Raw genomic sequence first — 23,112 nt, 5'->3', positions numbered from 1 at the left:
CCCCAGGCCAGCATGACGGCGACGGTGAGGGCGGCGAGGACCAGCGGCAGGAAGGTGGGCTCCTGCAGCCACACCGACGCGGTGCGGCCCGCCAGCAGGAGGATGCTCTCGGCCGCCTCCTGAGGCACCCCCAGGACCGCCGGCAGCTGCTGCAGGAAGATGATCACGGCGATGCCGTTCGTGAAGCCCGTGACCACGGGCCAGGGCACGAACCGCACGTACCTGCCCACGCCGCCGAGGCCGAGCGCGAAGAGGATCACGCCGGCGCCGAGGCCGAGGAGCGGCAGGGCGCCGACACCGTGCTCGGCGACGATGCCGAGGAGCACGGCCGTCATGGCGCCCGTGGGACCGGTGACCTGGAAGCGCGAGCCGCCGAAGGCCGCGGCCACGAAGCCCGCGACGATCGCCGTGACGACGCCGGCCGCCGCGCCGGCGCCCGACGTCACACCGAAGCCTAGCGCCAGGGGCAGCGCGACGAACGCGACGGTCACGCCCGCCAGCAGGTCGTCCCGGAGGTGCCTGAGGTCGTAGTCCCGCCGGCCGGGCAGGAAACGGGCCAGCTCCGCCGAGGCACCCCGCCGCGCGCTTCCCGCGGCGGCGGGCGCCCCTCCGGACGCGCTCACAAAGAGTAGTCGACGACCACGGGGGCGTGGTCGGAGAGCACGGGGAAGCGCGGCACGTCGAAGGCGACGGCGCGCTCGGCCAGGTCGGGCGTGGCGAGCTGGTAGTCGATGCGCCAGCCCACGTTGCGCTCGCGCGCGCCGGCGCGCTGCGTCCACCACGAGTAGACCGCGGTCCCCTCGCCGGCCAGCCGCCTCACCACGTCGACGAGCCCCAGCCCCAGGAGCTCGCCGAACCACGCGCGCTCCTCGGGCAGGAAGCCCGAGCTCTTCTGGTTCCCGCGCCAGTTCTTGAGGTCGATCTCGCGGTGCGCGATGTTGACGTCGCCGCACACCAGCAGGGGCCTGCCCTCGGCGAGCAGAGCCGACACGAAGCCGAGGAAACGATCGAGGAACGCCATCTTCACGGCCTGCCTGACATCGCCCGTCGTCCCCGACGGGCAGTAGACGTTGAGGACCGTGACCTCGGGGAGCTCCGTCACGAGCACGCGCCCCTCGCTGTCGTGCTCCGCGCTGCCGATGCCGGCGCGCACGCGCCGGGGGCGGGCGCGGGTCAGGGTGCCCACGCCGCTGTAGCCCTTGCGCTCGGCGGGGTGCCACGAGGCCCGAAGGCCGACGGCGAGCTCCGGGACCTGCTCGGGGTCGGCGCGGACCTCCTGGAGGCACACGACGTCGGGCGCGAGCTCGTCCAGCAGCGCGGGCAGGCCCTTGCGGACCGCGGCACGCACGCCATTGACGTTGAGGCTCACGACCCTCACGCCCGCCATACTCGCACACCGGCGCGCGGACCTGTGACCCGCAGGCCCCTCCGGCATGTGTGTCTTTCGTCGTGCTGCACGGACATGCGTGTTAGGTTGGCGGCGTGATCTTCAGGCGTGGGAGGTACGCGCCTCTCGAGTCCGCCCAGCAGGCCCTGGCCCAGGGCCAGTATGAGCTGGCGCTGTCCATGCTCGAGACGGCGGCCCGCAAGGCCGCCAGGCAGGGCCAGGGGCAGGCGTGGCTGCAGCTCGCGGCCCTCTACGCCCTCTACGGCGAGGACGGCATCGAGAACGGCCTGCCGGCTCTCCGCTCTGCCGTCGCGGCGGACCCCAACCTCGTCAAGGACCCTCTCTACCGCGCCCTGTTCTGGGAGTTCTCGGCCTACCGCGGCGGGTCGATAGGCGACGTCAAGCGGGGCCTCAAGGACGTCAACGAGGCCGACCCCGTGGCCGCCTACCACGCCGCCTCGGCGCTGTTCGCCGTCGACGCGCCCAAGAGCGCCAGCCGGCGCCTGCTGGCGATCGATGAGGCAAGGCTGCCCGCCTACCTGCGGTGGCGGCGCTGGTCGCTGCTCGGCCAGTGCCGCGAGGCGATGGGCGAGTGGGAGGGGGCCGCCGAGGCGTTCGCGAAGGCCGTCGAGGCGGCACCGCAGGCCGAGCGCGAGCCGGAGCGGCTCAGCCTCGCCGGCGCCCTGGTGGAGCTGGGCCGGACCGAGGAGGCGATCGCCTGCCTCGGCCAGGTCGACGAGGCCCTGCTGCGGCCCGAGGAGCTCACCGTCCACCGCTACCTGCTCGGCCGCGCCCACCTCGAGCTCGGCAACCCCAACCGGGCTCTCGAGCTGCTCACCGAGGCCCACGGCCTGGCCGGGACGAACGCGGACCCGAGCTACAGCGTGGCCTTCGCCACCGCCCAGGCCCTCACCGCGCTCGGGCGCTACCGCGAGGCGCGGGACTGGTTCGCGCGGGCCCTCGAGCTGGCACCGGCCGAGCACCGCGCCTACACGCAGCACGAGGCCGCCTACGCGCTCATCGAGTGCGACGAGCTCCACGAGGCCGAGGCCCTGCTCTCCGAGGTCGTCTCGGACCCCAGCTACCCGCACCGCGGCGACGCGCTCGCCGACCTCGCCGACGTGCGGCTCCGCTACGGCGACCTCGAGGGGGCGCAGCTCGCCGCCGAGCAGGCGCTCGAGCTGGGGGCCAGCGCCGCCGCCTGCCTCACCCTGGGGAACATCGCCTACGAGTACTACAGCCTCGAGGAGGCCGTGAGCTGGTTCGAGCAGGCCGTGGGCGCGAGCCTGCCGGGCGACCCCTACTGGGTCAGCGCCCACCAGATGCTGGCCGACGTCTACGCCCAGATGGGCGAGGCCCACGCCGCCCGCGTGCTGACCCACGCCAGGGCCGCGCTCGAGCACACCGAGCCCTCGAGCGAGTGGTACCTGCCCCTGACGCAGTACGTCGAGGAGGCCAGGGAGGCGCTCGGCGGGCACGACAGGCTCCTGAACTGACCGGTTAGCCTCACCGCGTGGAGGGACTCCTGCTGGCGGAGCAGCTCCGGCGCCTCTCCGGCCTGTTGCCGGCCGAGCGTCTGCCGTGGGCGTTCCCCGACGAGACGACGGCCGTCCTGCCCCTGCGCTCCGGACCGTGCCTGTGGCTCGTCGCGCCCCCGCGAGACCCGCGGCTCGAGCTGCGCGACGACGGACCGCCCCGCGGCGGGCCGCGCACGCCGTTCCAGCGCCAGCTCGCGGCGCGCGCCGCGGGCGACCTGCGGTCCGCGGAGCAGCGCGCGCTCGACCGCGTGGTCACGCTGCGCTTCGGCCCCTCGCGCGGCTTCGTGCCAGAGCCTCCCGTCGACCTCGTGGCGGAGCTCACGGGGCGCAACGCGAACCTCGTGCTGGTGGGCGAGGACGGCCTGGTGCTCGGCGCCATGCGCCCGGTGACGGCCGAGGTCAACCGCTACCGCGAGGTGCGGCAGGGCGTCCCCTACGTGCCCCCGCCCCCCTACGACAAGCTGGACCCGCGCGCCGCGGACGCCGCGGAGCTCCGCCGGCGCCTGCGGGGAGTCGAGCTGCGCCGCGTCAGGGACGTCGTGGACGGCGTCGGTCCGCGCCTGCAGGCGGCTCTCCAAGGGCGGCTCGCGGAGCTAGCCGGCGCGTCGCCGACCGACGTGTTGGAGGGCGACCTGCTAGCGGCGGCCGTGGACGCGCTGGGCGAGATGGTCGCGTCTCCCGCGGCTTTCCTCGCCGGCCATGGCGCCGGCGGGCGAGGACGCCCCGCCGACGCGGTCGACGAGCCGACGAGGCTGCGCCGCCGCGCCGCGGCGCTCCTGGCCGACCGTCTGGCGCTGGCCCGTCGGCGGCTCGCCGACGCCGAGCGCGCCCTGGCCGACCCGGAGGAGCCTCGGCGCCTGCGGGCCGAGGCCGACCTCCTCCTGGCCGCGTCCGCGTCGTGGCGGCTGGAGGGGTCCCGGGCCACCGTCGTCGGCTACGACGGCGCCCCCGTGGTGCTCGAGGTCGACCCGCGGCGCGACGCCGCCGGCAACGCGCGGCTCCGCTACGACAGGGCCAGGCGCCGCGAGGCGCGGGCGGAGCGGGCGCGGCGGGAGCTGCCGGCTTCGCGCGACGAGGTCGCCAGGCTCGAGGCGGAGGCGGCCGCGCTGGCCGACGCGGGCGTCGAGGAGCTGCGGCGGCTCGTGGCGGCGGCGGAGGCCACGGGGCGGCGCGGCGCCCCGCGTCCCGGCCGCGGCGCGGCGGAGGTGGGGGCGCGGTTCCTGGCCCCGCACGGCTTCGAGGTCGTGGTCGGGCGCAACGCCAGGGAGAACGACGCCGTGACCTTCGGAATCGCCCGGTCGCTCGACCTGTGGCTGCACGCGCAGGGCTACCGCGGGGCGCACGTGGTCGTGCGCAGCGCCGGCCGGGAGGTGCCGTTCGACACGGTGCTCTTCGCCGCGAGGCTGGCCGCCGGCTTCTCCGAGGCGCGCGGCTCCTCGAACGTCCCGGTCGACTACACGCTGCGCAAGCACGTCTGGCGCCCCAAGGGCGCCGCCCCGGGGGCGGTGCAGTACACGCGGCAGAAGACCGTCTACGTCGAGCCGGCCAGGGACGAGGCGTCCGCGGCCGGGCACGGAGGCTGAACCGCGGCCCGGCCTCCCGCCGGCGACCTCAGGCCCGACCGGACGAGCCGAAGAGGCGCATGCGCGCGGCCACGACGGAACGCATCGCGTCGCGGGCGGGCGCGAGGAGCTTGCGCGGGTCGAACTGGCCGGGGTCGTCGCGCAGCGTCTCGCGCACGCTCGTCGTGAACGCCAGCCTCAGGTCGGTGTCGGTGTTGACCTTGGAGATGCCGTGCCGCACGGCCCGCTCGATGTCCTCCGGGTGGATCCCGACGGCCCCCTCGATGGCGCCGCCTGCCTCCCGGAAGCGCTCGACCAGCTCGGCCGGCACGCTGGAGGCGCCGTGCAGGACGAGCGGCTGCGGGACCCTGGCGGCTATGGCCTCCAGGCGGGCGTGGTCGATGAACGGGCGGCCCTTCCCCTTGTAGGCGCCGTGCGAGGTGCCGATCGCCACGGCCAGGTAGTCGGCGCCGCTGCGCTCCATGAACCTGGCGGCCTCGTCGGGCTTCGTGAGGGCGGCGTCCTCGGCGCTGACGTCGACGTGCTCCTCGATGCCGGCCAGCCGGCCGATCTCGGCCTCGACCGTGACGCCCACGGCGTGGGCGGCCCGCACGACGCGCGCCGTCTCGCGCACGTTCGTCTCCTCGTCCTCGTGGGACATGTCGATCATCACCGAGGTGAAGCCCCGGCGGAGGGCGCGCACGCACATCTCGAACGAGGAGCCGTGGTCGAGGTGCATGGCCACGGGCACGGTCGCCTCGCCGGCGAGGTGCTTGACGACGGCGACGAGGGCGTCGCCGCCGAACTTGAGCGAGCCCTCGGAGAGGGCGACGATCACCGGGCTGCGCTCGGCCTCGGCGGCCTCGACGATCGCCTGCGTGATCTCCAAATCGCTGGTGTTGAAGGCGCCCACGGCGTAGCCGCCCGCCCGGGCGGGCCCGAGCACGTCGATCCCGGAAACCAGTGGCATCCTGCGAGTCTACCGTCTGGGACGGGGCAGGGCAGCCATCGGCCGGCTCGCGGACGACCGGAGCGGCGCAGCCACGGGACGCGGCTGGAGGCGGCCGCTACGCTCTGAGGCCGGGCGGGCCCGTGTCCTCACCGGGTAGGGCGCGGCGGCGCGGCCCTGCCGCTGAGGAAGCCGGCGCCGGCTGCGGCCGCCAGGGCCAGCAGCACCGTGGCGGGCTCGGCGGGGTCCACGACCACCAGCCCGACGAGGAGGAGGGCGGAGGAGACCACGCGCATGAGCGTCCTCCCGCCGCCGGCCTCCCGCCGCGGCTGGAAGGCCAGGGCGTGGACGACGACGAAGGTGACGCCCAGCACGACCCAGAGCAGCCACCAGGGCAGGCTAGCCAGCGGGTTCACGACAGACCTCCCAGACGGCGCCCGCGGCCGCGACGGCGGCCTCGCAGGCCGCCGCTATCGCCTCCCGCAGGCGCCACGACGCCTTGTCGCGGTCGCCCGCCAGGTTGCTCACGCCGCGCAGCTCGACGAACGGTACCCCGAGGGCCGCCGCCGCGCGCGCGGCGCCCGCCCCCTCCATGGACTCGACCGACGCTCCGAAGCGCCCGGCCAGGTAGGCGGCGTCGTCGCGGTCGGCGGTGACGGCGTCGGACGTCGCGAAGGCCAGCGCCGGCAGGCCCGTCGCGGCCCGGGCCGCCTCGAGCGCGGGGCCCGCTAGGTCGATGCGGTTGCGCGTCTCGTCGCCCGGCACGGCGAGCGCCTCCAGGTCGCGCCAGTCGGGGTGGCGACCGAGGCCGAGGTCGAGGTCGAGCTCGCTGGCGGCGAGGGCGGCGGCCCCCGTGGCCACGGGAGCGCCGGGGTAGGCGCCGCCAACGCCGACCTGCAGCACGGCCCGCACCGCGCCGCCCGCGGACGCCACCAGCGCCGCCAGCGCGGCCGCGGCGTTGGCCTTGCCCAGGCCGCTGGCGGCCAGGACGACGGGCACGCCGGCGAGCTCGCCCGTCACCGCGTGGGGCCAGCGGGGCCCCCACGGGAGCCTCCCGTGACCGGCAAGGGCGCGCGCCAGCGGGCCGAGTTCCGCGCGGGTGGCGGCCACGACCGCCAGCAGCTGTCGCGGCAGCTCAGGCCTCCACCGGGAGGTCGAGGAGCGCGTGCACGAACGCCGCGGCGTCGTAGGGCTGGAGGTCGTCCTCGCGCTCGCCGACGCCGATGAACCTGATGGGCAGGCGCAGCTCGCGCGTGATGGGGAGGAGGATGCCGCCCTTCGCCGTGCCGTCGAGCTTGGTGACGATCACGCCGGTGAGGCCGACGGCGTCGTGGAAGCGCCGCGCCTGCTCGAGGCCGTTCTGGCCCGTCACGGCGTCGAGCACGAGCCACACCTCGCGCGGCTCGCCGGGGTCGGCGCGGTCCACGACCCGCTTCACCTTCTTCAGCTCCTCCATGAGGTTGTGCTTGGTGTGGAGGCGGCCCGCCGTGTCGACGATCAGCAGGTCTCGCCCCTGCGAGAGCCGCCGCTGGGCGCCGTCGAAGGCGACGGCGGCCGGGTCGCCGCCGTCCGGTCCGGTCACGGTCGGTATGCCGAGGCGCTCGCCCCAGACGGCGAGCTGCGCGCTCCCGGCGGCCCTGAACGTGTCGCCGGCGGCGAACATCACGCTGCGCCCGTGGCGCTGGTAGTACGCCCCCAGCTTGGCGATCGTGGTCGTCTTCCCGACGCCGTTGACGCCCACGACCATGATCACGTGCCCGGCGGGCTCCACGACCTTGCGGGTGACGTCGAGCTGGAAGCCCACGCGCCGCAGCTTCTGCCGCATCGCGTCGGGCTCGAGCTGGTCGAGCAGCGCCTTCTCCAGCGCCTGGCCGAACGTCATGCCGCGCTCGCGCTCGCGCTTCGCCCCCTCGACGACCTCGGCGGCCAGCTTGGCGCCCACGTCGGCGGCGATGAGGGCGAGCTCCAGCTCGTCCCAGTCCATCTCCCAGTCGGCGGGGCGCCCTCGGGGCGCGGCGCCGGGAGCCCGCTGACCCGGCGCGGCCGGCCCCTCGCCGCCCAGGCCCTCCGCGATGACGCCGCGCGTGCGCGAGAGGCCCTGCCGCAGGCGGTCGAACCAGCTCACGAGGCGCCCTTCGCCTTGGCCGCGGCGACCTGCTTGCCCTTGGCCTTGGCCGCCTCCTGGCGCCTCTGCTCCTCGAGGGACTTCTGGGGGTCGTCGTCGGGCAGGCCGGCGTCGATGTAGGTGAGCGCCCTGCCGATGCGGGAGAGCGACCGCTGCTTGCCGAGGATCACGATCAGGTCGACGACCCCGGGCGAGGTGGTGGTGCCCGTCAGCGCCGCGCGCAGCGGCATCATGACCTTGCCCATGGGCACGGCCTGGTCCTGCACGTAGGAGCGCAGCATGTCGTCGACGCCGTCGTAGTCGAAGAACTCGAGCATCGACAGCTCGCGCTCCACGGCCTGCAGGTGCGCCTGTCCCGCCGCGAGCTGCTTGCGTGCGCCCTCGTCGTACGGGAACTCCTCCGTGAAGAAGTAGCCGGCCTGGTCGGCCAGCTCGACCAGGGTCTCCGCGCGCGGCCTGAGCACGTCGACGACGTCGAGGAGGTAGTCGGGGTCGTCGCCCACGTCGAAGCCCCGCTCGGCGAAGAGCGGCTCCGCGCGCGCGGCCACCTCCTCGAGTGGCAGGATCTCGCGCAGGTACTTGGCGTTGAAGAACTTCAGCTTCTTGAGGTCGAAGACGGGCTCGCCGGTCGAGATGCGGTCGAGGTCGAACGCGGCGATCATCTCCTCGAGGCTGAAGAACTCGCGTCCGTCCGGCATGCTCCAGCCCAGCGTCGCGAGGTAGTTCAGCAGCGCCTCGGGCAGGATGCCCTGCCGACGGTACGAGTCGACGGACGTGTCCGACTTGCGCTTCGAGAGCTTCGTGCGGTCGGGGTTGCGGAGGATCGGCACGTGCACGAACTCGGGGAGCTCCCAGCCGAAGGCGCGGTAGAGGAGCACGTGGATCGGCGTGCTCGTGATCCACTCCTCGGCGCGGATCACGTGCGTGACGCCCATGAGGTGGTCGTCGACGACGACGGCGAGGTGGTAGGTGGGGTAGCCGTCCGACTTGAGCAGGACGGGGTCGCGGATCTCCTCGTTGGCGAAGGAGATCTCGCCGCGCAGCCTGTCGACGAACGTGGTCGTGCCGTCGTCCGGCGTGGCGAGGCGGACGACGTGCGGCTCGCCCGCGGCGGCCCGCCGCTCCTGCTCCTCGCGCGGCACCGACCTCCCGCGCCCGTCGTAGCCGAGGGGCTTGCCCAGGCGCTTCTGCTCGGCGCGCATGGCCTCCAGCTCCTCGGCCGTCTCGAACGCCCTGTAGGCGTGGCCGCCGGCCAGCAGCGCGTCGACGTGCTCGCGGTAGACGTGCAGCCGCTCGCTCTGCCGGTACGGCGCGTGCGGGCCGCCCTTCGCCGGGCTCTCGTCCGGCTCGATGCCGAGCCAGGAGAACATCTCGAGGATCCGTCGCTCCGACTGCTCCTGATAGCGCTGACGGTCCGTGTCCTCGAGGCGGAAGATGAACCGGCCGCCATGCTTCCTCGCCAGCACGTAGCTGAACAGACCCACGTAAGCCGTTCCGACGTGCGGGTCGCCGGTCGGGGACGGCGCGATTCGAGTCACGACCTCCACTGACGTCGCCTCCCTCTAGCCCCGCGATGATAGCCCAGCGAGCCGGCTCGTCCCTGTCCGCCCCGCGGCGTTCCGCACGCCCTCAACGGCCCAGCAGCACGGAGGCGATGGTGACGGCCGACAGCGCCCAGAGGTAGGGCGCGAAGGCCCGGAAGCGCCCGCGGCGCAGCACCGCGAACACCGTGACGAGTGCCAGGTAGCCGACGGCGAACGACGAGGCCACCATCGCGACGAGCGGGACGAGGGGCACCTCCGCCTCGCGGACGTCCCCGATGCCGAACACGGCCACGCCGAGCGAGACCACCAGGTAGAGGAGGAAAGACACGCGCGGCGCGAGCTCCCTGTCGGCGCCGCGCGCCAGCAGGGACGCGATCGTGGAGCCGGAGCGGGAGATGCCGGGCACGACGGCGATGCCCTGGACGACGCCGGCGACGAGCGCGTCGGCGTAGCTGAGGTCGCCCGGCTCCCTCTTCGGCCCCGACCTGGGCGCGAACCAGAGGATGAGGCCGGTGACCGCCAGCGCGATCGCCACGGGCAGGGGCGCGTTGAGGCTCTCGAAGACGCCGCGCAGCGCCAGGCCGATCGCCGCCGTCGGTACCGAGCCGGCCAGCACCAAGAGCGCCAGCCGCCAGCCCGGCCGCGCACGGGCCTCGGCGGAGGCGAGGCCGGCGAAGAAGCCACCGACGGCCGCCGCGACGTCCCGCCACAGGTAGACGACGACGGCCAGCACGGTGCCCGTGTTCGTGGCGATGTCCACCCACAGGGGGAGCCGGTCGCCCCAGCCCAGGTAGTAGTTCGCGAGGACGAGGTGGCCGGAGGACGAGACGGGCAGGAACTCGGTGAGCCCCTGGACCGCGCCCAGCACGAGAGCCTGCAGCACGGTCACGGGGGCCCGACCCTGTCTCCGCTGCTAGAGCGGCTTCAGCGCTTGCTGTACTGGGGAGCGCGCCTGGCCTTCTTGAGGCCGTACTTCTTGCGCTCGACGACACGGGCGTCGCGCCTGAGGTGACCCGCCTGCTTGAGCGTGGCGCGGAGGTTGGGGTCCACCTTGAGGAGCGCGCGGGCCACGCCCAGCTTGATCGCGTCGGCCTGGCCGCTAGGCCCCCCGCCCTTGACGGTGATGACCGCGTCGTAGCGGCCGGCGGTGTTCGTGGCCTTCAGGGGCTCGAGGGCCTCGACGCCCGCGAGGATGCCGCGGAAGTACTCCTGGAACTCGCGGCCGTTGACGGTGATGCGGCCGCTACCGGGGCGCAGGAACACGCGCGCGATGGCCTCCTTGCGGCGGCCGGTACCGTAGTACTGATCCATCAGTTGAGCTCCAGCTTCCTCGGCTGCTGCGCCTCGTGCGGGTGCGTCTCGCCGGCGTAGACCTTCAGCCGCCGGATCAGCCGGCGGCCCAGGCGCGTCTTAGGCAGCATGCCCCAGACGGCGTGCTCGATCACGCGCTCCGGGTGCTTGGCCAGCGCCTCGCGGGCCGTCGTGGTCTTCAGACCGCCCTGGTAGCCCGAGTACCTGGTGTACACCTTGGAGTCGAGCTTGTCGCCGCTGAACTCGACCTTGTCGGCGTTGATGACGACGACGAAGTCGCCGCACGGCTGGTGCGGCGAGTAGGTGGGCTTGTGCTTGCCCTTCAGCAGGGCGGCGACCCGGGTCGCGAGACGGCCCACGCGCATGCCGGCTGCGTCCACGAGGACCCAGTCGTTCGTGGGCTCGTTCGAGAAGTAAGTCTTCACGCTCGTCACGTCCTTCTGTCTTCGCCTTCGTGAGTGATCGGGGCACTAGAGCGAAGAAGCCAAACGCGAGTGTAGCACGCTGCGGCGGGCCTAGCCAAGGGCGTGGGCGGCGCGCGTCTTCCGGCGCAGGCCGCGCGGCAGCAGGGAGCGAGCGGAGCCGCGCCGGCAGTCCGCCCAGCCCAGCGCGAAGCCCCGCCATGTGACGAGCGCCTGGCCGTCGGGGACGCCGGGCGCGGCGAGGGCACCGCCCTCCAGGAACGCCGCCAGGGACGCGTCGTCTCCGCCCACCTCGAGCCGCGGTCCCGCCCAGCCTCGTTCCGCGAAGCCTGCCGCCATGGCCAGTGCGTGGGCGGGCGTCAGCTCCACCCTGCCGCCGGCCGACCGCGCGTCGGCGACGTGCAGGCCCGCGCGCAGGACGTGCACGCCGGGCAGGGGCGCGAAGCCCTCGGGCAGCAGCAGGAGGCGCTCGCCGAAGCGCGCCAGGCGGCCTCCGGACGCGCGCTCCCGCCACTCCGGCGTGAGGCGCTCCGCGGCGAAGGACGCCCAGGCGTCCTGGGTGGCGTCGTCCGGCGCGCCCTCGACCAGGCGTCCGCGGCGGGCCGCGCCGCGGACGCGGGAGCCCTCCCGGCCGTCCCCCGGGCGACGCGCCCCCGGACCCGCGGGCGCTCCCTCATACCGGCGCAGGCGCGCCACGAAGTGCCCGTCCCCCACCGCGCGGTGCGGCCACAGGCGCGCCGCGCCCGGCAGGCCGAACCTCGCGGCGTCCTCGGCGCCCGCCAGGTCGAGGGGCTCGAGCTCCAGGTCCGGCCGGCGCGCCAGCAGCCACAGCACGACCTCCTCGTTCTCGCGGGGGTCGAAGGTGCAGGTGCTGTAGACGAGCCGCCCGCCCGGGCGCAGCAGGTCGGCGGCCGCGGCGATGAGGCGTCGCTGCAGCTCGGCGTGCCGCCCGACGCCCGCCTCGCTCCACGCCGCGCGCGCCGCCGCCGAGCGCCGGAACATCCCCTCTCCGGAGCAGGGGGCGTCGAGCAGCACGGCGTCGCAGGCTCCGCCCAGGGCGCCGGCGAAGCGGCCCGGCGCCGAGCTCGTCACGGCCGCGCCGGTCACGCCGAGGCGCTCGACGTTGGAGAGGAGGGCGCGGGCGCGACGCGCGTCCACGTCGTTCGCGACGACGAGGGCCGCGTCGCCGGCCAGCGCCGCCAGGTGCGTGGCCTTGCCTCCCGGCGCCGCCGCCAGGTCGACGACGAGCTCGCCCGGACGCGGGTCTAGCGCCTCGGCAGCGGCCATCGCGGCGGGGTCCTGCTGGTAGTAGACGCCGGCGTCGTTCAGGGGGTGGTCCGCCACGGACGCGCTGGCGGCGTTCACGAGCCGGCCCGCCGGGCACCACGGCACCGGCGCCCGGGGCCACGGCAGCAGCGCGGCGAGGCGGCCCGGGTCGCCGCGCAGGGCGTTGAGGCGGACGGCCGGCTCGCGCGGCTCCTCGAGGGCCGCGAAGAGCTCCTCGGCCTCGCCGCCCAGCAGCGCCCTCATGCGCGCCCTGAACGCGGGCGGCAGGCTCGCCGCGACCACGCTCAGGACGGCTCGGGGCGCGTGAGGTTGCCGCGCGTGCCCGCGGCGTCGGCGGGCACGTCCGGCTCCGGCCGCGCCTCGACGGCACCGTCGGCGGGCGCTGCCGGCGCCTGCCGCTCCTCCCCGGCGGCGTCGGCGCGCTCCTCCGCGGGCGCCGAGCCGCGCGGGGCGTGCTTGCCGGCGACGTCGGCGTCGAGCTGCCTGATCTCCTCGATGAAGCGGTCGACGGAGTCGAAGTCGCGGTAGACGCTCAGGTACCTGATGTACGCGACGTCGTCGAGGGACTTCAAGAACTGCAGCACGCGGCGCCCTATGTACTCCGACGTGACCTCGGGGCCCTGCACCTCGTCCTCGAAGCCGTAGGCGAACTCCCGCAGCACCTTCTCGGAGACGGGGCGCTTGTTGGCGGCGATGCGCAGCTTGCTGAGCAGCTTGTCGGCGTCGAAGGCCTCGTGCCTGCCGGAGCGCTTGCGCACCATCAGCGCCTCGAACTGCGCGCGCTCGTAGGTGGTGAAGCGCCGCTGGCAGTTCGGGCACTCGCGGCGCCGGCGGATCGCCGCGCCCTCGTCGGACGGCCGCGAGTTCACGACCTTCGTGTCCTCCGACGAGCAGTAGGGGCAGCGCATCAGCGCTTCTTGTAGACGTCCTCGCCGTCGTAGGCGGGCGAGGGCTCGGGGCGTCCGTCGTAGGGGTCGGCGCCCTCGAGGCGGCTGAGGTCGCCGTAGAGGTCGACGGCGGGCTCGAGGCCGGCGACGTAGGCCTCGTCTGGCGGCGGCGCGACCTCGTCGACGAGGTGCCTGAGTGCGGGCGTGCGGCCCACCAGGCCCAGCTCGTGGGTCCACAACAGGTCGAAGGCCTCGTAGTCGTCGCCGTCGTCCGCCTCGGCGACGAGCGCCTCGGTCCCGTCGCGGTCCGCGGCGGCGAGGTCCTCCTCTTCCTCGTACGGCGACTCGTCGTCGACGCTGTACTCCCAGGCGTAGTCGTACTCCTCGTCCTGCCTCACCTTGTCGTCGAGGGCGGCGCGCACCTCGGGCAGCAGCGCCTCGGCGACGCGGGGCGGCTCGGGGAGGTCCACGTCGACGATCTGGCCGGAGACGCCCGCCGACTCGGGTGACCCGAGGTAGCGCACGGCCCTCACCAGCGCCTGGTCGTGCAGCGGGTCGGAGCTGAGGCGCGAGGGCACGACGAGGTTCGCGCGCGGGAACTTGAAGCGCTCCCTGAATCCCGTCACCATCCTGGCGAGGGCGCCCTGCACCGCGTGCATCTGCACCGAGTCCAGGGCCGGCGGCGCCACGATGACGACCCAGCCCACGGACAGGAGCCGCGCCGCGGTCTTGAGGACGAGGAACGAGCTGCGCAGGTCCTCGACCATCACCTCGAAGAACTCGGCCTCGGCCATGTTCTCGAACGGCGTCGTGTTCACGTGCTCGGCGACGTGCACCACGCCGCCGAGCGCGCCGAAGATCTCCAGCACCTTCTGGTACGTCGTGAGCACGTCCATCTGGGTGGTCATGTCGGCCTGGATGGGTATGGCCTGGCCGCCGAGCTCCTCGACCTCCGCGGCGGTCTTCGAGGCCAGGTCGACGTCGCGGTCGGCGCACACGACGTGGTAGCCGGCGCGCCCGTACGCCAGCGACACCGCGCGACCGAACCCCTGGCCCACGTTCGTGACCAGGACCACCCTGGCTCTTTCCATTCGGCTAGGATACGCCTTCCTTCCACGTGTCGCCGCCAGCCGCTTGACGTGTGAGCCATCACTCGTCCTCCGGGGCGCGCGGTGGGGGAACCTGGGGGCGCGGGCCGGGCGCCAGGCGCCGGCCACGTTGGAGGCAGGATGCTGAGGAGGACCCCGAAGAAGCAGGAGGAGCCCGCCAAGCGCGAGCCGTTCACGTACATCCACCGCGGCACGAAGCTGGTCGGGCGGGTGGAGGCCGTGGGCCGCGTCAGGGTCCACGGCGTCGTGGAGGGCGACGTCGAGGTGGACGGGGTCGTCGAGGTCGCTCCCGCCGGCGTGATCGTCGGCTCGCTGGTGCGGGCCGAGGAGCTGCGGGTCCTCGGCAAGGTGAGGGCGGACGTCGTCGTCAGCGGCAAGGTCGAGATCTGGAACGGCGGCGAGCTGGTCGGCGACGTGAAGGCCGCGGCGCTCGACATCGAGGAGGGCGCCCGCTTCACGGGGCGCAGCGAGATGACCGGGGGCGGGTCCGCGGCCGAGCTGCCCGGCGAGATGGCAGAGCTAGCGGCCGCGACCGAGCCCGGGGAGGCCGCGAGCGCCGCGGCGGGCGACGCCGACGCGCCCGGGGCCGCCTCGGTCGGTCCGGGTCGCTTGAGCGCACGTGACTGACTGCTACACTGGCGCGTGCCTGCGCTGACGTACACCGACACGCCGGCAGGGAGGCGAGATGGCGCTTGAACGCCTCTTCAGGCGGAACCGTCCCACCCGCAAGGAGGACGACAACGCTCCCGCCGGACTGTGGCTCAAGTGCGACGCCTGCAACGCGCAGATCTACCGCAAGGACCTGATCGCCAACCTGCACGTCTGCCCCGAGTGCGGGCATCACTACACGATGCCCGTCGACGACCGCATCGACATGCTCGCCGACCCCGGCACCTTCGAGCGGTGGTCGGGCGCGATAAGGCCCGTCGACCCGCTGGAGTTCACCGACACCCAGCCCTACGTCGAGCGCCTGGAGAAGGCCGAGCAGCGGCAGGGCAGGCCGGAGGCCGTCGTCACCGGCGCGTGCGAGCTGGGCGGCACGCCCGTCGCCCTCGTCGTCATGGACTTCTTCTTCCTCGGCGGCTCCATGGGCTCGGCCGTGGGCGAGGAGATCGCCCGCGCCGCCGAGCGCGCCGCCGACGAGGGCCTGGCGCTCGTCGCCGTGACGGCCTCGGGCGGCGCGCGCATGCAGGAGGGCGCGCTGTCGCTGATGCAGATGGCGAAGACCACCGTCGCGCTCGAGCGCCTCGCCGCCGAGCGGCTGCCCTACGTGGTCGTGCTGAGCCACCCCACCACCGGCGGCGTCACCGCCAGCTTCGCGACCCTGGGCGACGTCGTCTTCGCGGAGCCCGGCGCGCTGATCTCGTTCGCCGGCCCGCGCGTGATCCAGCAGACGATCAAGCAGGACCTCCCCGAGGGCTTCCAGCGCGCGGAGTTCCTGCTGCAGAAGGGCATGGTCGACGACGTCGTCCCGCGCGCCGAGCTGAAGGGCAGGCTCGCCGCCGTGCTCAAGGCCCTGTCGGGCGCCAAGGAGCGCGCCCCCCTGGAGAAGCTGCATGCCGCTGCCCTTTGAGAAGCCGATCGAGGACCTCGAGGCGAAGATCGCCGACATGCGCCGCTACGCCCAGGAGCAGGAGGTCGACCTCTCCGAGGAGATCGCCCTCCTGGAGGCGCGCCTCGACAGGCTCAAGCGCGACACGTTCGAGAACCTCACGCGCTGGCAGCGAGTCCAGGTCGCGCGCGCGCCCGGCCGCCCCACGGCCCTCGACTACCTCACGAAGGCGTTCTCAGGCTTCCAGGAGCTGCACGGCGACCGCACGCTGGGCGACGACCCTGCCATGGTCACGGGCCTGGCCGAGCTGGGCGGCAGGCAGGTCGTGGTCGTCGGCCAGCAGAAGGGCCGCGACACCAAGGAGAACATCACCCGCAACTTCGGCATGAGCCACCCCAGCGGCTACCGCAAGGCCATGCGCATGTTCGACCTCGCCGACAAGTTCCGGCTGCCCGTCGTCTGCCTCATCGACACGCCGGGCGCCTACCCCGGCCTCGCCGCCGAGGAGCAGGGGCAGGCCTGGGTCATCGCGGCCTGCATCCAGCGCATGAGCCGGCTCGAGGTGCCGGCCGTCTCGGTCGTCATCGGCGAGGGCGGGTCGGGCGGCGCGCTGGCGATAGGCGTGGCGAACCGTGTGCTGATCCTCGAGAACGCGATCTACTCGGTGATAAGCCCCGAGTCGTGCGCGGCGATCCTGTGGCGCGACTCCGCCGAGGCCCCCAAGGCGGCCGAGGCGCTGCGGCTCACGGCGAAGGACCTGCTCGAGCAGGGCGTCGTCGACCGCGTCGTGCCCGAGCCCCTTGGCGGCGCCCACAACTCCCCGGACGAGGCGATCGCGGCGGTGCAGCGGGCGCTCGTCGAGGAGCTGGACGCTCTCGAGGGGCTGCCGCCCGCCGCGCTGCTGGCGCAGCGCTACGAGAGGTTCCGCGCGCTGGGGCGCTTCGCCGAGGCCGCCTGAGACGAGGTCCGCTTGCGCCGGCGCCGCTCCGGCCGGGCCCTCCGCGCCCGAGACGGCGCCGGCCGACGGCGGCTGCCAGCGCGGGGCCGCAGCCCCTGCCCTTCGTCGGGTCTAGGTGACGGCGGCGCGCAGCGCCGTCACGTTGTCGGCCACGGGCCCCATGCCCCCGAACACCGCCGTGCCGGCCACGACGACGTCGGCGCCGGCCTCCACGACGGCCTTGACGTTCGCTGCCGTCACGCCGCCGTCGACCTCGATGAGGCAGTTGGGGTTGGCGCGGTCCCGCATGCGCCTCAGCGCCTCGATGCGGGCGATGCTGCCGGCGATGAACTCCTGGCCGCCGAAGCCCGGGTTCACCGACATCACCAGGGCCAGGTCGAGGTAGGGCAGGGCGGCCTCGAGCACGCCGAGCGGCGTGAGGGGGTTCACCGCCAGGCCGACCTTCGCGCCCGTCGCCCTGACCTGCTGCAGGAGCCTGTGGAGGTGCGGGTCCACCTCGGCGTGGACGGTGATCACGTCGGCGCCGGCGGCCGCGAAGCGCTCGACGAGCTGCGCGGGCCGCGCGATCATCAGGTGCACGTCGAGCGGCAGGGTCGAGGACCTCTTCACCGCCGCCACGACGGCCGGGCCGAAGGAGATGTTGGGCACGAAGTGCCCGTCCATGACGTCGAGGTGCAGCCACTCCACGCCGGCGTCCTGGGCCTCCTGCACGCTCTGCCCGAGCCTGGTGAAGTCGGCGGCCAGCACCGACGCCGCTAGCTTGTAGGCGCTCACCGCGCGGAGTATAGCCCAGCCCCGGACGCGTCCCGCCGGCGGTCCCGCTCGGCCCGCCCCAGCGCCGGGGTCCGCGCGCGCCGGGGCGCCGACGCCCGGAGGCCGCTTCGCCCGGGACGTGGAACGCGCCTGGCGCTCACGGGCCGCCCAGCCGCGACGGGGATCGAGGTTACTATCCGAGGCGCGAAAGGGAGGACCCGCATGGGTGACAGCAGTTCCGCCAACGCCTACGCCGTCCCGGACGTGCTGGTGAGCACCGACTGGGTGGCCGAGAACCTCGGCCGGCCCGACGTGCGCGTGGTCGAGGTCGACGAGGACGTGCTGCTCTACAAGCAGGGGCACGTGCCCGGCGCCGTCGAGATCGACTGGCTCACCGAGCTGCAGCTCAAGGACCGGCGCGACTTCATCGACGCCGCCGCGTTCGCCGACCTGATGGAGTCGAAGGGCATCAGCAACGACACGACCGTGGTGCTCTACGGAGACAAGTCCAACTGGTGGGCGGCCTACGCGCTGTGGTTCTTCAAGTACAACGGCCACGCCGACGTGAGGCTCATGAACGGCGGCCGGCAGAAGTGGGTGGCCGAGGGCCGCGAGCTCACGACCGAGGTGCCCACCTACGAGCGCGGCGAGTACGCGGTGCGCTACCGCGACGCCAGCATCAGGGCGTTCGCGTCCGACGTGCTGCAGCACCTGCTGAAGGTGGGCTCGGGCGAGGGCGCCCTCGTCGACGTGCGCAGCCCGCAGGAGTACACGGGCGAGAAGCTGCACATGCCCGAGTACCCGCAGGAGGGGGCGCTGCGGGGCGGCCACATCCCCGGCGCCATCAACCTGCCGTGGGCCCAGGCCGTGAGGGAGGACGGCACCTTCAAGGACCGCGCCGAGCTCGAGAGGCTCTACGCGGGCAAGGGCGTGACCCCGGACAAGGACGTGATCGCCTACTGCCGCATCGCCGAGCGCTCGAGCCACACCTGGTTCGTGCTCAAGTACCTCCTCGGCTACCCGCGGGTGCGCAACTACGACGGCTCGTGGACCGAGTGGGGGAACATGGTCGGCGTGCCGATAAGGCAGGGCGACCAGCCCTGAGCGATCGCACCTAGGGCCGGTCGAGGAAGGGCCCCGCGGCGCGCCGCGGGGCCCTAGATCCGTGAGGCGGGCGAAGGCCCTCAGCCCGCGGCGGACGCCAGGTCCCTCACCGGGCTGGGGCCCTCGCGCAGCGTGGCGGCGACGGCGCGCTCGATGATCGTCAGGCCCTCCTCGAGCTCCTGGTCGGAGAGGTTGAGCGGCGGCAGCAGCCTTATCACGTTGCCGTAGGAGCCCGTGGGCAGCAGCACCAGCCCGGCGTCGCGCGCGAACGCGACGATCCTATCGACGCTGGCGGCGTCCGGCGTGGTCCCGTCCTCCGCCACGAACTCCAGGGCGATCATGGCCCCCTTGCCCCTGACGTCGCCGATGCCGGGGTAGCGGCCCTGCAGCTCCGCGAAGCGCGCCATCGCCTTGCGGCCGATCTCGGCGGCGCGCTGGAGCAGGCCTTCCCGCTCGATGACGTCGAGCGTGGCCAGCGAGGCCGCGACGGAGACGGGGTTCCCGCCGAAGGTCGTGCCGAGCTGGCCGGGCTTCATCGCGTCCATCACCTCGGCCTTGCCGACGACGGCCGAGAGCGGGAAGCCGGACGAGAGGGCCTTGGCCGAGGTCACGAGGTCAGGCTCCAGGCCGTGGTGCTCGACCGCCCACATCTTCCCGGTGCGGCCCACGCCCGCCTGCACCTCGTCGTCGATCCACAGCGCGCCGATCTCGGAGGCGAACTCGCGCAGGCCGCGCAGGAAGCTCGCCGGGGCGGGGATGAAGCCGCCCTCGCCGGCGACGGGCTCGATCACGAACGCCGCGACCTCGCTGGCGCCGATCGTGACCTCGACGAGGTCCCTCAGCACGGCCAGCGCCTTCTCGCCGGTCTCCTCCTCGGTCTCGGCGCCCCAGGGGTTGCGGAAGTGGTACGGGTACGGCGCCCGGTACACCTCGGCGGCGCGCAGGCCGAAGCCGGCCTTGTAAGGCTTGGCCTTGCCCGTGAGGGAGAAGGCCATGTAGGTGCGCCCGTGGAAGGCGTGGGTGAACGCGACGATGCCGGGGCGCCCGGTGTAGGCGCGCGCGATCTTCACGGCGTTCTCCACCGCCTCGGCGCCGGAGTTCGCCAGGAACGTCTTCTTCGGCGCGTCGCCCGGCGCCAGCGCGTTGAGGCGCTCGGCGAGCTCGATGTAGCTCGGGTGCATGCCGACCGCGAAGCAGAGGTGCTGGAACTGCTCCACCTGGCGCTTCACGGCCTCGACCACCGCGGGGTGCGAGTGGCCGATGTTCATGACGGCGATGCCGGTGGAGAAGTCGAGGTAGCGCTTGCCCTCGACGTCCCAGACGTAGGAGCCCTCGCCGCGCACCGGGTGGAACGGGTGCGTGCTCACCGCCCCCGGGGTGACCGCCGCGGCCCGCCGCTGCCTGAGCTGCTCGTTGGTCATGCCAAGCCTCCTCTCGCGGTGGCGGTCCTGCGCTCTCGCTTCCGGTTCGTAACGGAAAGGGTCACAGCGCTTGAGAATCGAACGCCATCACGCTTCCTGCGCATCGAATCGTAGCACGACGCCGCCCGTCGCCTGTCCCCGGCGGCACGGTGCGCGGCCACCGCCGACCCCTCCGCGGGGACCCCGGCGTCCCCCAGCGGCACGCCCCTTACCATCTCCGCGTGGAGGGGCGCCCGGTGTGGGTCGAGGTCGAGGACGCCGCGTCGCGGACGCGCGCCGAGGCGCTGGCGGCGTCACTAGGGGCGGCGGGAGCGACCGAGGCGGGCGCCGCGCCGCCGGGTGCCCTCGTCCTCACCGTCGGCCCGGGCGGGCTGGGCCTGCGGCTGGGCGGCGGACCTTCCGTGACCGCCGCCGTCGCGTCCCTCGGCCGCGCGCCGCGCCAGGCCCCTGACCCGCTGTGGCGGGCCGCGCTGGCGGGGAAGGAGCGGGTCGTCGACGCCACCGCCGGCCTGGGAGGTGACGCCTTCCGCCTGGCGTCGCGCGGTGCCCACGTCATCCTGATCGAGCGCTCCCCGCTGCTCTCCGCTCTCCTCGCCGACGCGCTGGAGCGGGCTGTCGGCGGCGCGCTCGGCCCGGCGGCGGCGGAGGCCGCGGGCCGGGTCGAGCTGGTGACCGGCGACGCGCGCGACGTCCTGCGCGCGGGCGCGCTCGCCCCGGAGCGGCGCGGCGTCGTCTACCTCGACCCGATGTTCACGGGGCCGGGCGGTCGCGCGCTGCCGCCCAAGGGCATGGCGCTGCTGCGCGAGCTGCTCGGCGCCGACGAGTCGGGCGCGCCCGACCTGCTGCAAGCCGCCCGCGAGGCAGCGACCAGACGCGTGGTCGTGAAGCGCCACCTGCGCGCCGAGCCGCTCGGCGGGGTGGAGCCCAGCGGCTCCCTGCGCGGACGGACCGTGAGGTACGACGTGTACCCGCCGTTATGATGCCGTCCGGCGGGTGATGGCATGAGCGAGACGAGCGCGCTCCCCCTGCGGCGGGTCGCCGTGATCGGGGCCGGCCTCATGGGCGGCGGGATCGCGGCGGTCCTGGTGCGGGCCGGGTTCGCCGTTGACGTCTACGACACGTCACGAGAGGCGCTGGAGCGGGCCCGCGCCCGCGCCGCCAAGCACGCGGCGGAGAGGGCCGAGGCGCTGACCACGCACGTCGACCTGCCGGCGGCGGTGGGGCGGGCGGACCTCGTCGTCGAGGCCGTCCCCGAGGTGCTCGACCTCAAGCGCGAGCTCTTCGCCCGCGTCGACGCCGCGGCTCCGGCCGGCGCCTGGCTGGCGACGAACACCAGCGAGCTGTCCGTGACGGCGATCGCCGCGGCCACCTCGCGCCCGGAGCGGGTCGTGGGCATGCACTGGTTCAACCCGCCGGAGCGCATGCGCCTGGTGGAGCTGGTGCGCGGCGTGCGCAGCTCGCCCGAGGCGCTGGCGGCCGTCGCGTCCGTGGCCGAGGCGTGCGGGAAGACGGTCGTGACCGTCCAGGACAGGCAGGGCTTCGTGACCACGCGCGTGGTCGCGGCCGTGCTGCTCGAGGGAGCGAGGCTCCTCGAGGAGGGCGTGGCGAGCCGCGACGACATCGACACGGCCGTGAAGCTCGGGCTCAACCACCCGATGGGACCCCTGGAGCTCGCCGACTACATCGGCCTCGACACGGTGCTCCTCATCGCCGATTCGCTGGCGGAGGCGTACGGCGACAGGTTCAGGGCGCCGCAGACGCTGCGCAAGCTCGTCGAGGCGGGCCGCCTGGGCCGGAAGGCGGGCGGCGGCTACTACGACGAGGGTTAGGCGCGCAGGGCGGCAGCGCGCAGGCCCGACTCGAGGGCGGTCGCCGCGCGGCGTGGGCGCGCCGCGGCCGAGAGGGGAAGACGCCCCCGAGGGGGCGTCTCCATGGCTGGCCCACAGGGATTCGAACCCCGACCGACCGGACCAAAACCGGGTGTCCTGCCGTTAGACGATGGGCCACCGTGGGCCTGAGGCGCGGGCGCCGCGCGCGGCGCCTCGCGACAGGCGCGCGCGGGCTACCAGTCTAGCAACCGGTGCGCCCGCGCGCGCCTGAACTTGGCTGGCCCACAGGGATTCGAACCCCGACCGACGGAACCAGAATCCGTTGTCCTGCCATTAGACGATGGGCCAACGGCAAAGGTCAGTCTACGGGCGGCGGGAGGGGCCAGTCAAGGCGGTGCAGACGTCCAGGAACCTCGTCGCGCGCGGGCTCCGGGTCCCGTGGCCCGCGGGCCGGGGCGGGTCAGGTGCGCGGGCGGGCCACGAGCCGCGCGGTCCGCCGCGGCGTCGCCGTGGGTTATACTCGCGGACGGCCGCGCGGACCAGGGGGGACGCGCGTGCGGGCCCGGAGAGGTGCCGGAGTGGTTGAACGGGACGGTCTCGAAAACCGTTGTGTGGCTACGCTGCACCGTGGGTTCGAATCCCACCCTCTCCGCCAGCAGGGCCGCCCCTAGCGGGCGGCCCTCTCGTTAGGCCCCGGGAGCGCGCCGCCCGCCGGGGGCCCGGAAAGCGGACCTCAGATGTCTGTCACCGTCATCGACCACCCCCTGATCCAGCACAAGCTCGCCGTCATGCGGGACGCCGAGACGAACGTCCGCGACTTCAGGGCCCTGTGCACCGAGGTGAGCATGCTCATGGCGTTCGACGCCATGCGCGACCTCGAGCTCGAGGACGGGGTCGTGACCACGCCCGTGGCCCAGGCGCGGGTGAAGCGCCTCGCCGGCAAGAAGCTCGCCCTCGTCGCGATCCTCCGCGCCGGCCTGGTGATGGTCGACGGCATCCTCAGCATGGTGCCCACGGCGCGCGTGGGGCACATCGGCCTCTACCGCGACCCGGAGACGCTCAAGCCGGTGCGGTACTACGTGAAGCTGCCCAACGACATCTCCGAGCGCGACACGTTCCTGCTCGACCCGATGCTCGCCACCGGCGGCAGCGCCGTCGCCGGCATCGACCTGCTCAAGGAGGCCGGGGCCTCGCGCATCAGGCTGCTCTGCATCATCGGGGCGCCAGAGGGCATCGCGGCCGTCACCTCGGCCCACCCCGACGTGGACATCATCCTGGCCGCGAGGGACGAGCGCCTGAACGAGCACGGGTACATCGTCCCCGGCCTCGGGGACGCCGGCGACAGGATCTACGGCACCCGCTGACCCGGCGGGG

The 23,112-nt window shown here is 74.0% G+C and carries 24 protein-coding genes and 3 tRNA genes; 10 read left to right on the top strand and 17 right to left on the bottom strand.

Annotated features, from left to right (window positions below; genetic code table 11):
• The coding region (locus VF202_13455; GenBank protein HEX7041119.1) for a SulP family inorganic anion transporter at positions 1–623 on the bottom strand (623 nt) is incomplete at its 3' end.
• On the bottom strand, positions 620–1,378 hold the full coding sequence (locus tag VF202_13450) for an exodeoxyribonuclease III (protein HEX7041118.1): 759 nt from the start codon (positions 1,376–1,378) through the stop codon (positions 620–622). The genes VF202_13455 and VF202_13450, both read right to left, overlap by 4 nt.
• A 104-nt stretch (positions 1,379–1,482) precedes the next feature.
• On the opposite strand from VF202_13450, the gene VF202_13445 reads away from it, so the two are divergent.
• Together VF202_13445 and VF202_13440 are read left to right on the top strand one after the other, a co-directional pair.
• Positions 1,483–2,883, top strand: coding sequence for a tetratricopeptide repeat protein (locus VF202_13445; protein ID HEX7041117.1), 1,401 nt, complete (start codon positions 1,483–1,485; stop codon positions 2,881–2,883).
• 17 nt (positions 2,884–2,900) lie between these two features.
• Complete coding sequence (locus tag VF202_13440; GenBank protein HEX7041116.1) at positions 2,901–4,508, top strand: NFACT family protein; 1,608 nt, start codon at positions 2,901–2,903, stop codon at positions 4,506–4,508.
• A 28-nt stretch (positions 4,509–4,536) separates the two neighbouring features.
• On the opposite strand, the gene fba is transcribed toward VF202_13440, so the two are convergent.
• The 11 genes from fba to VF202_13385 all read right to left on the bottom strand — a co-directional run bounded on the left by fba (position 4,537) and on the right by VF202_13385 (position 14,103).
• Positions 4,537–5,457, bottom strand: coding sequence for a class II fructose-1,6-bisphosphate aldolase (gene fba / locus VF202_13435; GenBank protein HEX7041115.1), 921 nt, complete (start codon positions 5,455–5,457; stop codon positions 4,537–4,539).
• 128 nt (positions 5,458–5,585) lie between these two features.
• The gene (locus tag VF202_13430; protein ID HEX7041114.1) at positions 5,586–5,852 is read right to left on the bottom strand and encodes a hypothetical protein; all 267 of its coding nucleotides are present in this window, start codon (positions 5,850–5,852) and stop codon (positions 5,586–5,588) included.
• Positions 5,836–6,546, bottom strand: a complete 711-nt coding sequence (mqnB, locus tag VF202_13425) for a futalosine hydrolase (protein HEX7041113.1) — start codon at positions 6,544–6,546, stop codon at positions 5,836–5,838. The genes VF202_13430 and mqnB overlap by 17 nt, the downstream gene beginning before the upstream one ends.
• 25 nt (positions 6,547–6,571) lie before the next feature.
• Positions 6,572–7,561, bottom strand: coding sequence for a signal recognition particle-docking protein FtsY (ftsY, locus tag VF202_13420; protein ID HEX7041112.1), 990 nt, complete (start codon positions 7,559–7,561; stop codon positions 6,572–6,574).
• On the bottom strand, positions 7,558–9,099 hold the full coding sequence (gene gltX / locus VF202_13415) for a glutamate--tRNA ligase (protein HEX7041111.1): 1,542 nt from the start codon (positions 9,097–9,099) through the stop codon (positions 7,558–7,560). The genes ftsY and gltX overlap by 4 nt, the downstream gene beginning before the upstream one ends.
• Positions 9,100–9,190: 91 nt before the next feature.
• On the bottom strand, positions 9,191–9,994 hold the full coding sequence (locus VF202_13410) for an undecaprenyl-diphosphate phosphatase (GenBank protein ID HEX7041110.1): 804 nt from the start codon (positions 9,992–9,994) through the stop codon (positions 9,191–9,193).
• 35 nt (positions 9,995–10,029) lie between these two features.
• Entirely contained in the window at positions 10,030–10,416 is a 387-nt protein-coding gene (rpsI, locus tag VF202_13405; protein HEX7041109.1) for a 30S ribosomal protein S9, read from the bottom strand.
• On the bottom strand, positions 10,416–10,841 hold the full coding sequence (gene rplM, locus VF202_13400) for a 50S ribosomal protein L13 (GenBank protein ID HEX7041108.1): 426 nt from the start codon (positions 10,839–10,841) through the stop codon (positions 10,416–10,418). The genes rpsI and rplM overlap by 1 nt, the downstream gene beginning before the upstream one ends.
• A 90-nt stretch (positions 10,842–10,931) precedes the next feature.
• Positions 10,932–12,407: an RsmF rRNA methyltransferase first C-terminal domain-containing protein gene (locus VF202_13395; GenBank protein ID HEX7041107.1), complete on the bottom strand. Its 1,476-nt coding sequence runs from the start codon at positions 12,405–12,407 to the stop codon at positions 10,932–10,934.
• Between the two features lie 2 nt (positions 12,408–12,409).
• Positions 12,410–13,033, bottom strand: a complete 624-nt coding sequence (nrdR, locus tag VF202_13390; protein HEX7041106.1) for a transcriptional regulator NrdR — start codon at positions 13,031–13,033, stop codon at positions 12,410–12,412.
• Positions 13,033–14,103 (bottom strand): SDR family NAD(P)-dependent oxidoreductase, encoded by a 1,071-nt coding sequence (locus tag VF202_13385; protein HEX7041105.1) that lies wholly within the window; start codon positions 14,101–14,103, stop codon positions 13,033–13,035. Before VF202_13385 ends, nrdR begins: the two co-directional genes overlap by 1 nt.
• Positions 14,104–14,241: 138 nt before the next feature.
• Between VF202_13385 and VF202_13380 the strand changes: the two genes are divergently transcribed.
• Genes VF202_13380 through VF202_13370 form a run of 3 tightly spaced genes read left to right on the top strand, consistent with a single transcriptional unit; the run spans position 14,242 to position 16,631 of the window.
• Positions 14,242–14,748, top strand: coding sequence for a polymer-forming cytoskeletal protein (locus tag VF202_13380; GenBank protein HEX7041104.1), 507 nt, complete (start codon positions 14,242–14,244; stop codon positions 14,746–14,748).
• A 58-nt stretch (positions 14,749–14,806) separates the two neighbouring features.
• The gene (accD, locus tag VF202_13375) at positions 14,807–15,694 is read left to right on the top strand and encodes an acetyl-CoA carboxylase, carboxyltransferase subunit beta (protein HEX7041103.1); all 888 of its coding nucleotides are present in this window, start codon (positions 14,807–14,809) and stop codon (positions 15,692–15,694) included.
• Positions 15,678–16,631 (top strand): acetyl-CoA carboxylase carboxyltransferase subunit alpha, encoded by a 954-nt coding sequence (locus tag VF202_13370; protein HEX7041102.1) that lies wholly within the window; start codon positions 15,678–15,680, stop codon positions 16,629–16,631. Before accD ends, VF202_13370 begins: the two co-directional genes overlap by 17 nt.
• A 111-nt stretch (positions 16,632–16,742) precedes the next feature.
• Here the strand turns inward: VF202_13370 and rpe are convergent, their stop codons facing one another.
• Positions 16,743–17,405: a ribulose-phosphate 3-epimerase gene (gene rpe / locus VF202_13365; GenBank protein HEX7041101.1), complete on the bottom strand. Its 663-nt coding sequence runs from the start codon at positions 17,403–17,405 to the stop codon at positions 16,743–16,745.
• Between the two features lie 201 nt (positions 17,406–17,606).
• Here rpe and VF202_13360 point away from each other — a divergent pair, with 201 nt between their 5' ends.
• Positions 17,607–18,488: a sulfurtransferase gene (locus VF202_13360; protein HEX7041100.1), complete on the top strand. Its 882-nt coding sequence runs from the start codon at positions 17,607–17,609 to the stop codon at positions 18,486–18,488.
• Between the two features lie 80 nt (positions 18,489–18,568).
• On the opposite strand, the gene gabT is transcribed toward VF202_13360, so the two are convergent.
• Entirely contained in the window at positions 18,569–19,909 is a 1,341-nt protein-coding gene (gabT, locus tag VF202_13355; GenBank protein HEX7041099.1) for a 4-aminobutyrate--2-oxoglutarate transaminase, read from the bottom strand.
• Positions 19,910–20,130: 221 nt separating this feature from the next.
• On the opposite strand from gabT, the gene VF202_13350 reads away from it, so the two are divergent.
• Complete coding sequence (locus VF202_13350) at positions 20,131–20,889, top strand: class I SAM-dependent methyltransferase (protein HEX7041098.1); 759 nt, start codon at positions 20,131–20,133, stop codon at positions 20,887–20,889.
• A gap of 21 nt (positions 20,890–20,910) precedes the next feature.
• Positions 20,911–21,738 carry a 3-hydroxyacyl-CoA dehydrogenase family protein gene (locus VF202_13345; GenBank protein ID HEX7041097.1) on the top strand — a complete coding sequence of 276 codons (828 nt, stop codon included), beginning with the start codon at positions 20,911–20,913 and terminating at the stop codon, positions 21,736–21,738.
• Positions 21,739–21,841: 103 nt separating this feature from the next.
• Here VF202_13345 and VF202_13340 read toward each other — a convergent pair.
• Both VF202_13340 and VF202_13335 read right to left on the bottom strand, forming a co-directional pair.
• Positions 21,842–21,915: transfer RNA gene (locus VF202_13340), tRNA-Gln, on the bottom strand.
• A gap of 97 nt (positions 21,916–22,012) precedes the next feature.
• Positions 22,013–22,086, bottom strand: a tRNA-Gln gene (locus VF202_13335).
• Positions 22,087–22,302: 216 nt separating this feature from the next.
• Here VF202_13335 and VF202_13330 point away from each other — a divergent pair.
• A tRNA-Ser gene (locus tag VF202_13330) sits at positions 22,303–22,393 on the top strand.
• Positions 22,394–22,475: 82 nt separating this feature from the next.
• Positions 22,476–23,102, top strand: a complete 627-nt coding sequence (gene upp, locus VF202_13325) for a uracil phosphoribosyltransferase (protein ID HEX7041096.1) — start codon at positions 22,476–22,478, stop codon at positions 23,100–23,102.
• The last annotated feature ends 10 nt before the right edge of the window (positions 23,103–23,112 follow it).

Source organism: Trueperaceae bacterium (assembly GCA_036381035.1).
In the GTDB taxonomy this organism is placed as follows: domain Bacteria; phylum Deinococcota; class Deinococci; order Deinococcales; family Trueperaceae; genus DASRWD01.
Note: the sequence above shows the minus strand (reverse complement) of the source record. Positions and strands in the feature narration are given on the sequence as shown.

Excerpts from the sequence above, each read along its gene's own strand:
- accD (HEX7041103.1), top strand. The coding sequence starts at position 14,807 with ATGGCGCTTGAACGCCTCTTCAGGCGGAACCGTCCCACCCGCAAGGAG.
- upp (HEX7041096.1), top strand. The coding sequence starts at position 22,476 with ATGTCTGTCACCGTCATCGACCACCCCCTGATCCAGCACAAGCTCGCC.
- VF202_13380 (HEX7041104.1), top strand. The coding sequence starts at position 14,242 with ATGCTGAGGAGGACCCCGAAGAAGCAGGAGGAGCCCGCCAAGCGCGAG.
- VF202_13345 (HEX7041097.1), top strand. The coding sequence starts at position 20,911 with ATGAGCGAGACGAGCGCGCTCCCCCTGCGGCGGGTCGCCGTGATCGGG.
- VF202_13360 (HEX7041100.1), top strand. The coding sequence starts at position 17,607 with ATGGGTGACAGCAGTTCCGCCAACGCCTACGCCGTCCCGGACGTGCTG.
- rpsI (HEX7041109.1), bottom strand. The coding sequence starts at position 10,416 with ATGGATCAGTACTACGGTACCGGCCGCCGCAAGGAGGCCATCGCGCGC.
- gabT (HEX7041099.1), bottom strand. The coding sequence starts at position 19,909 with ATGACCAACGAGCAGCTCAGGCAGCGGCGGGCCGCGGCGGTCACCCCG.
- VF202_13385 (HEX7041105.1), bottom strand. The coding sequence starts at position 14,103 with ATGGAAAGAGCCAGGGTGGTCCTGGTCACGAACGTGGGCCAGGGGTTC.
- fba (HEX7041115.1), bottom strand. The coding sequence starts at position 5,457 with ATGCCACTGGTTTCCGGGATCGACGTGCTCGGGCCCGCCCGGGCGGGC.
- nrdR (HEX7041106.1), bottom strand. The coding sequence starts at position 13,033 with ATGCGCTGCCCCTACTGCTCGTCGGAGGACACGAAGGTCGTGAACTCG.
- VF202_13370 (HEX7041102.1), top strand. The coding sequence starts at position 15,678 with ATGCCGCTGCCCTTTGAGAAGCCGATCGAGGACCTCGAGGCGAAGATC.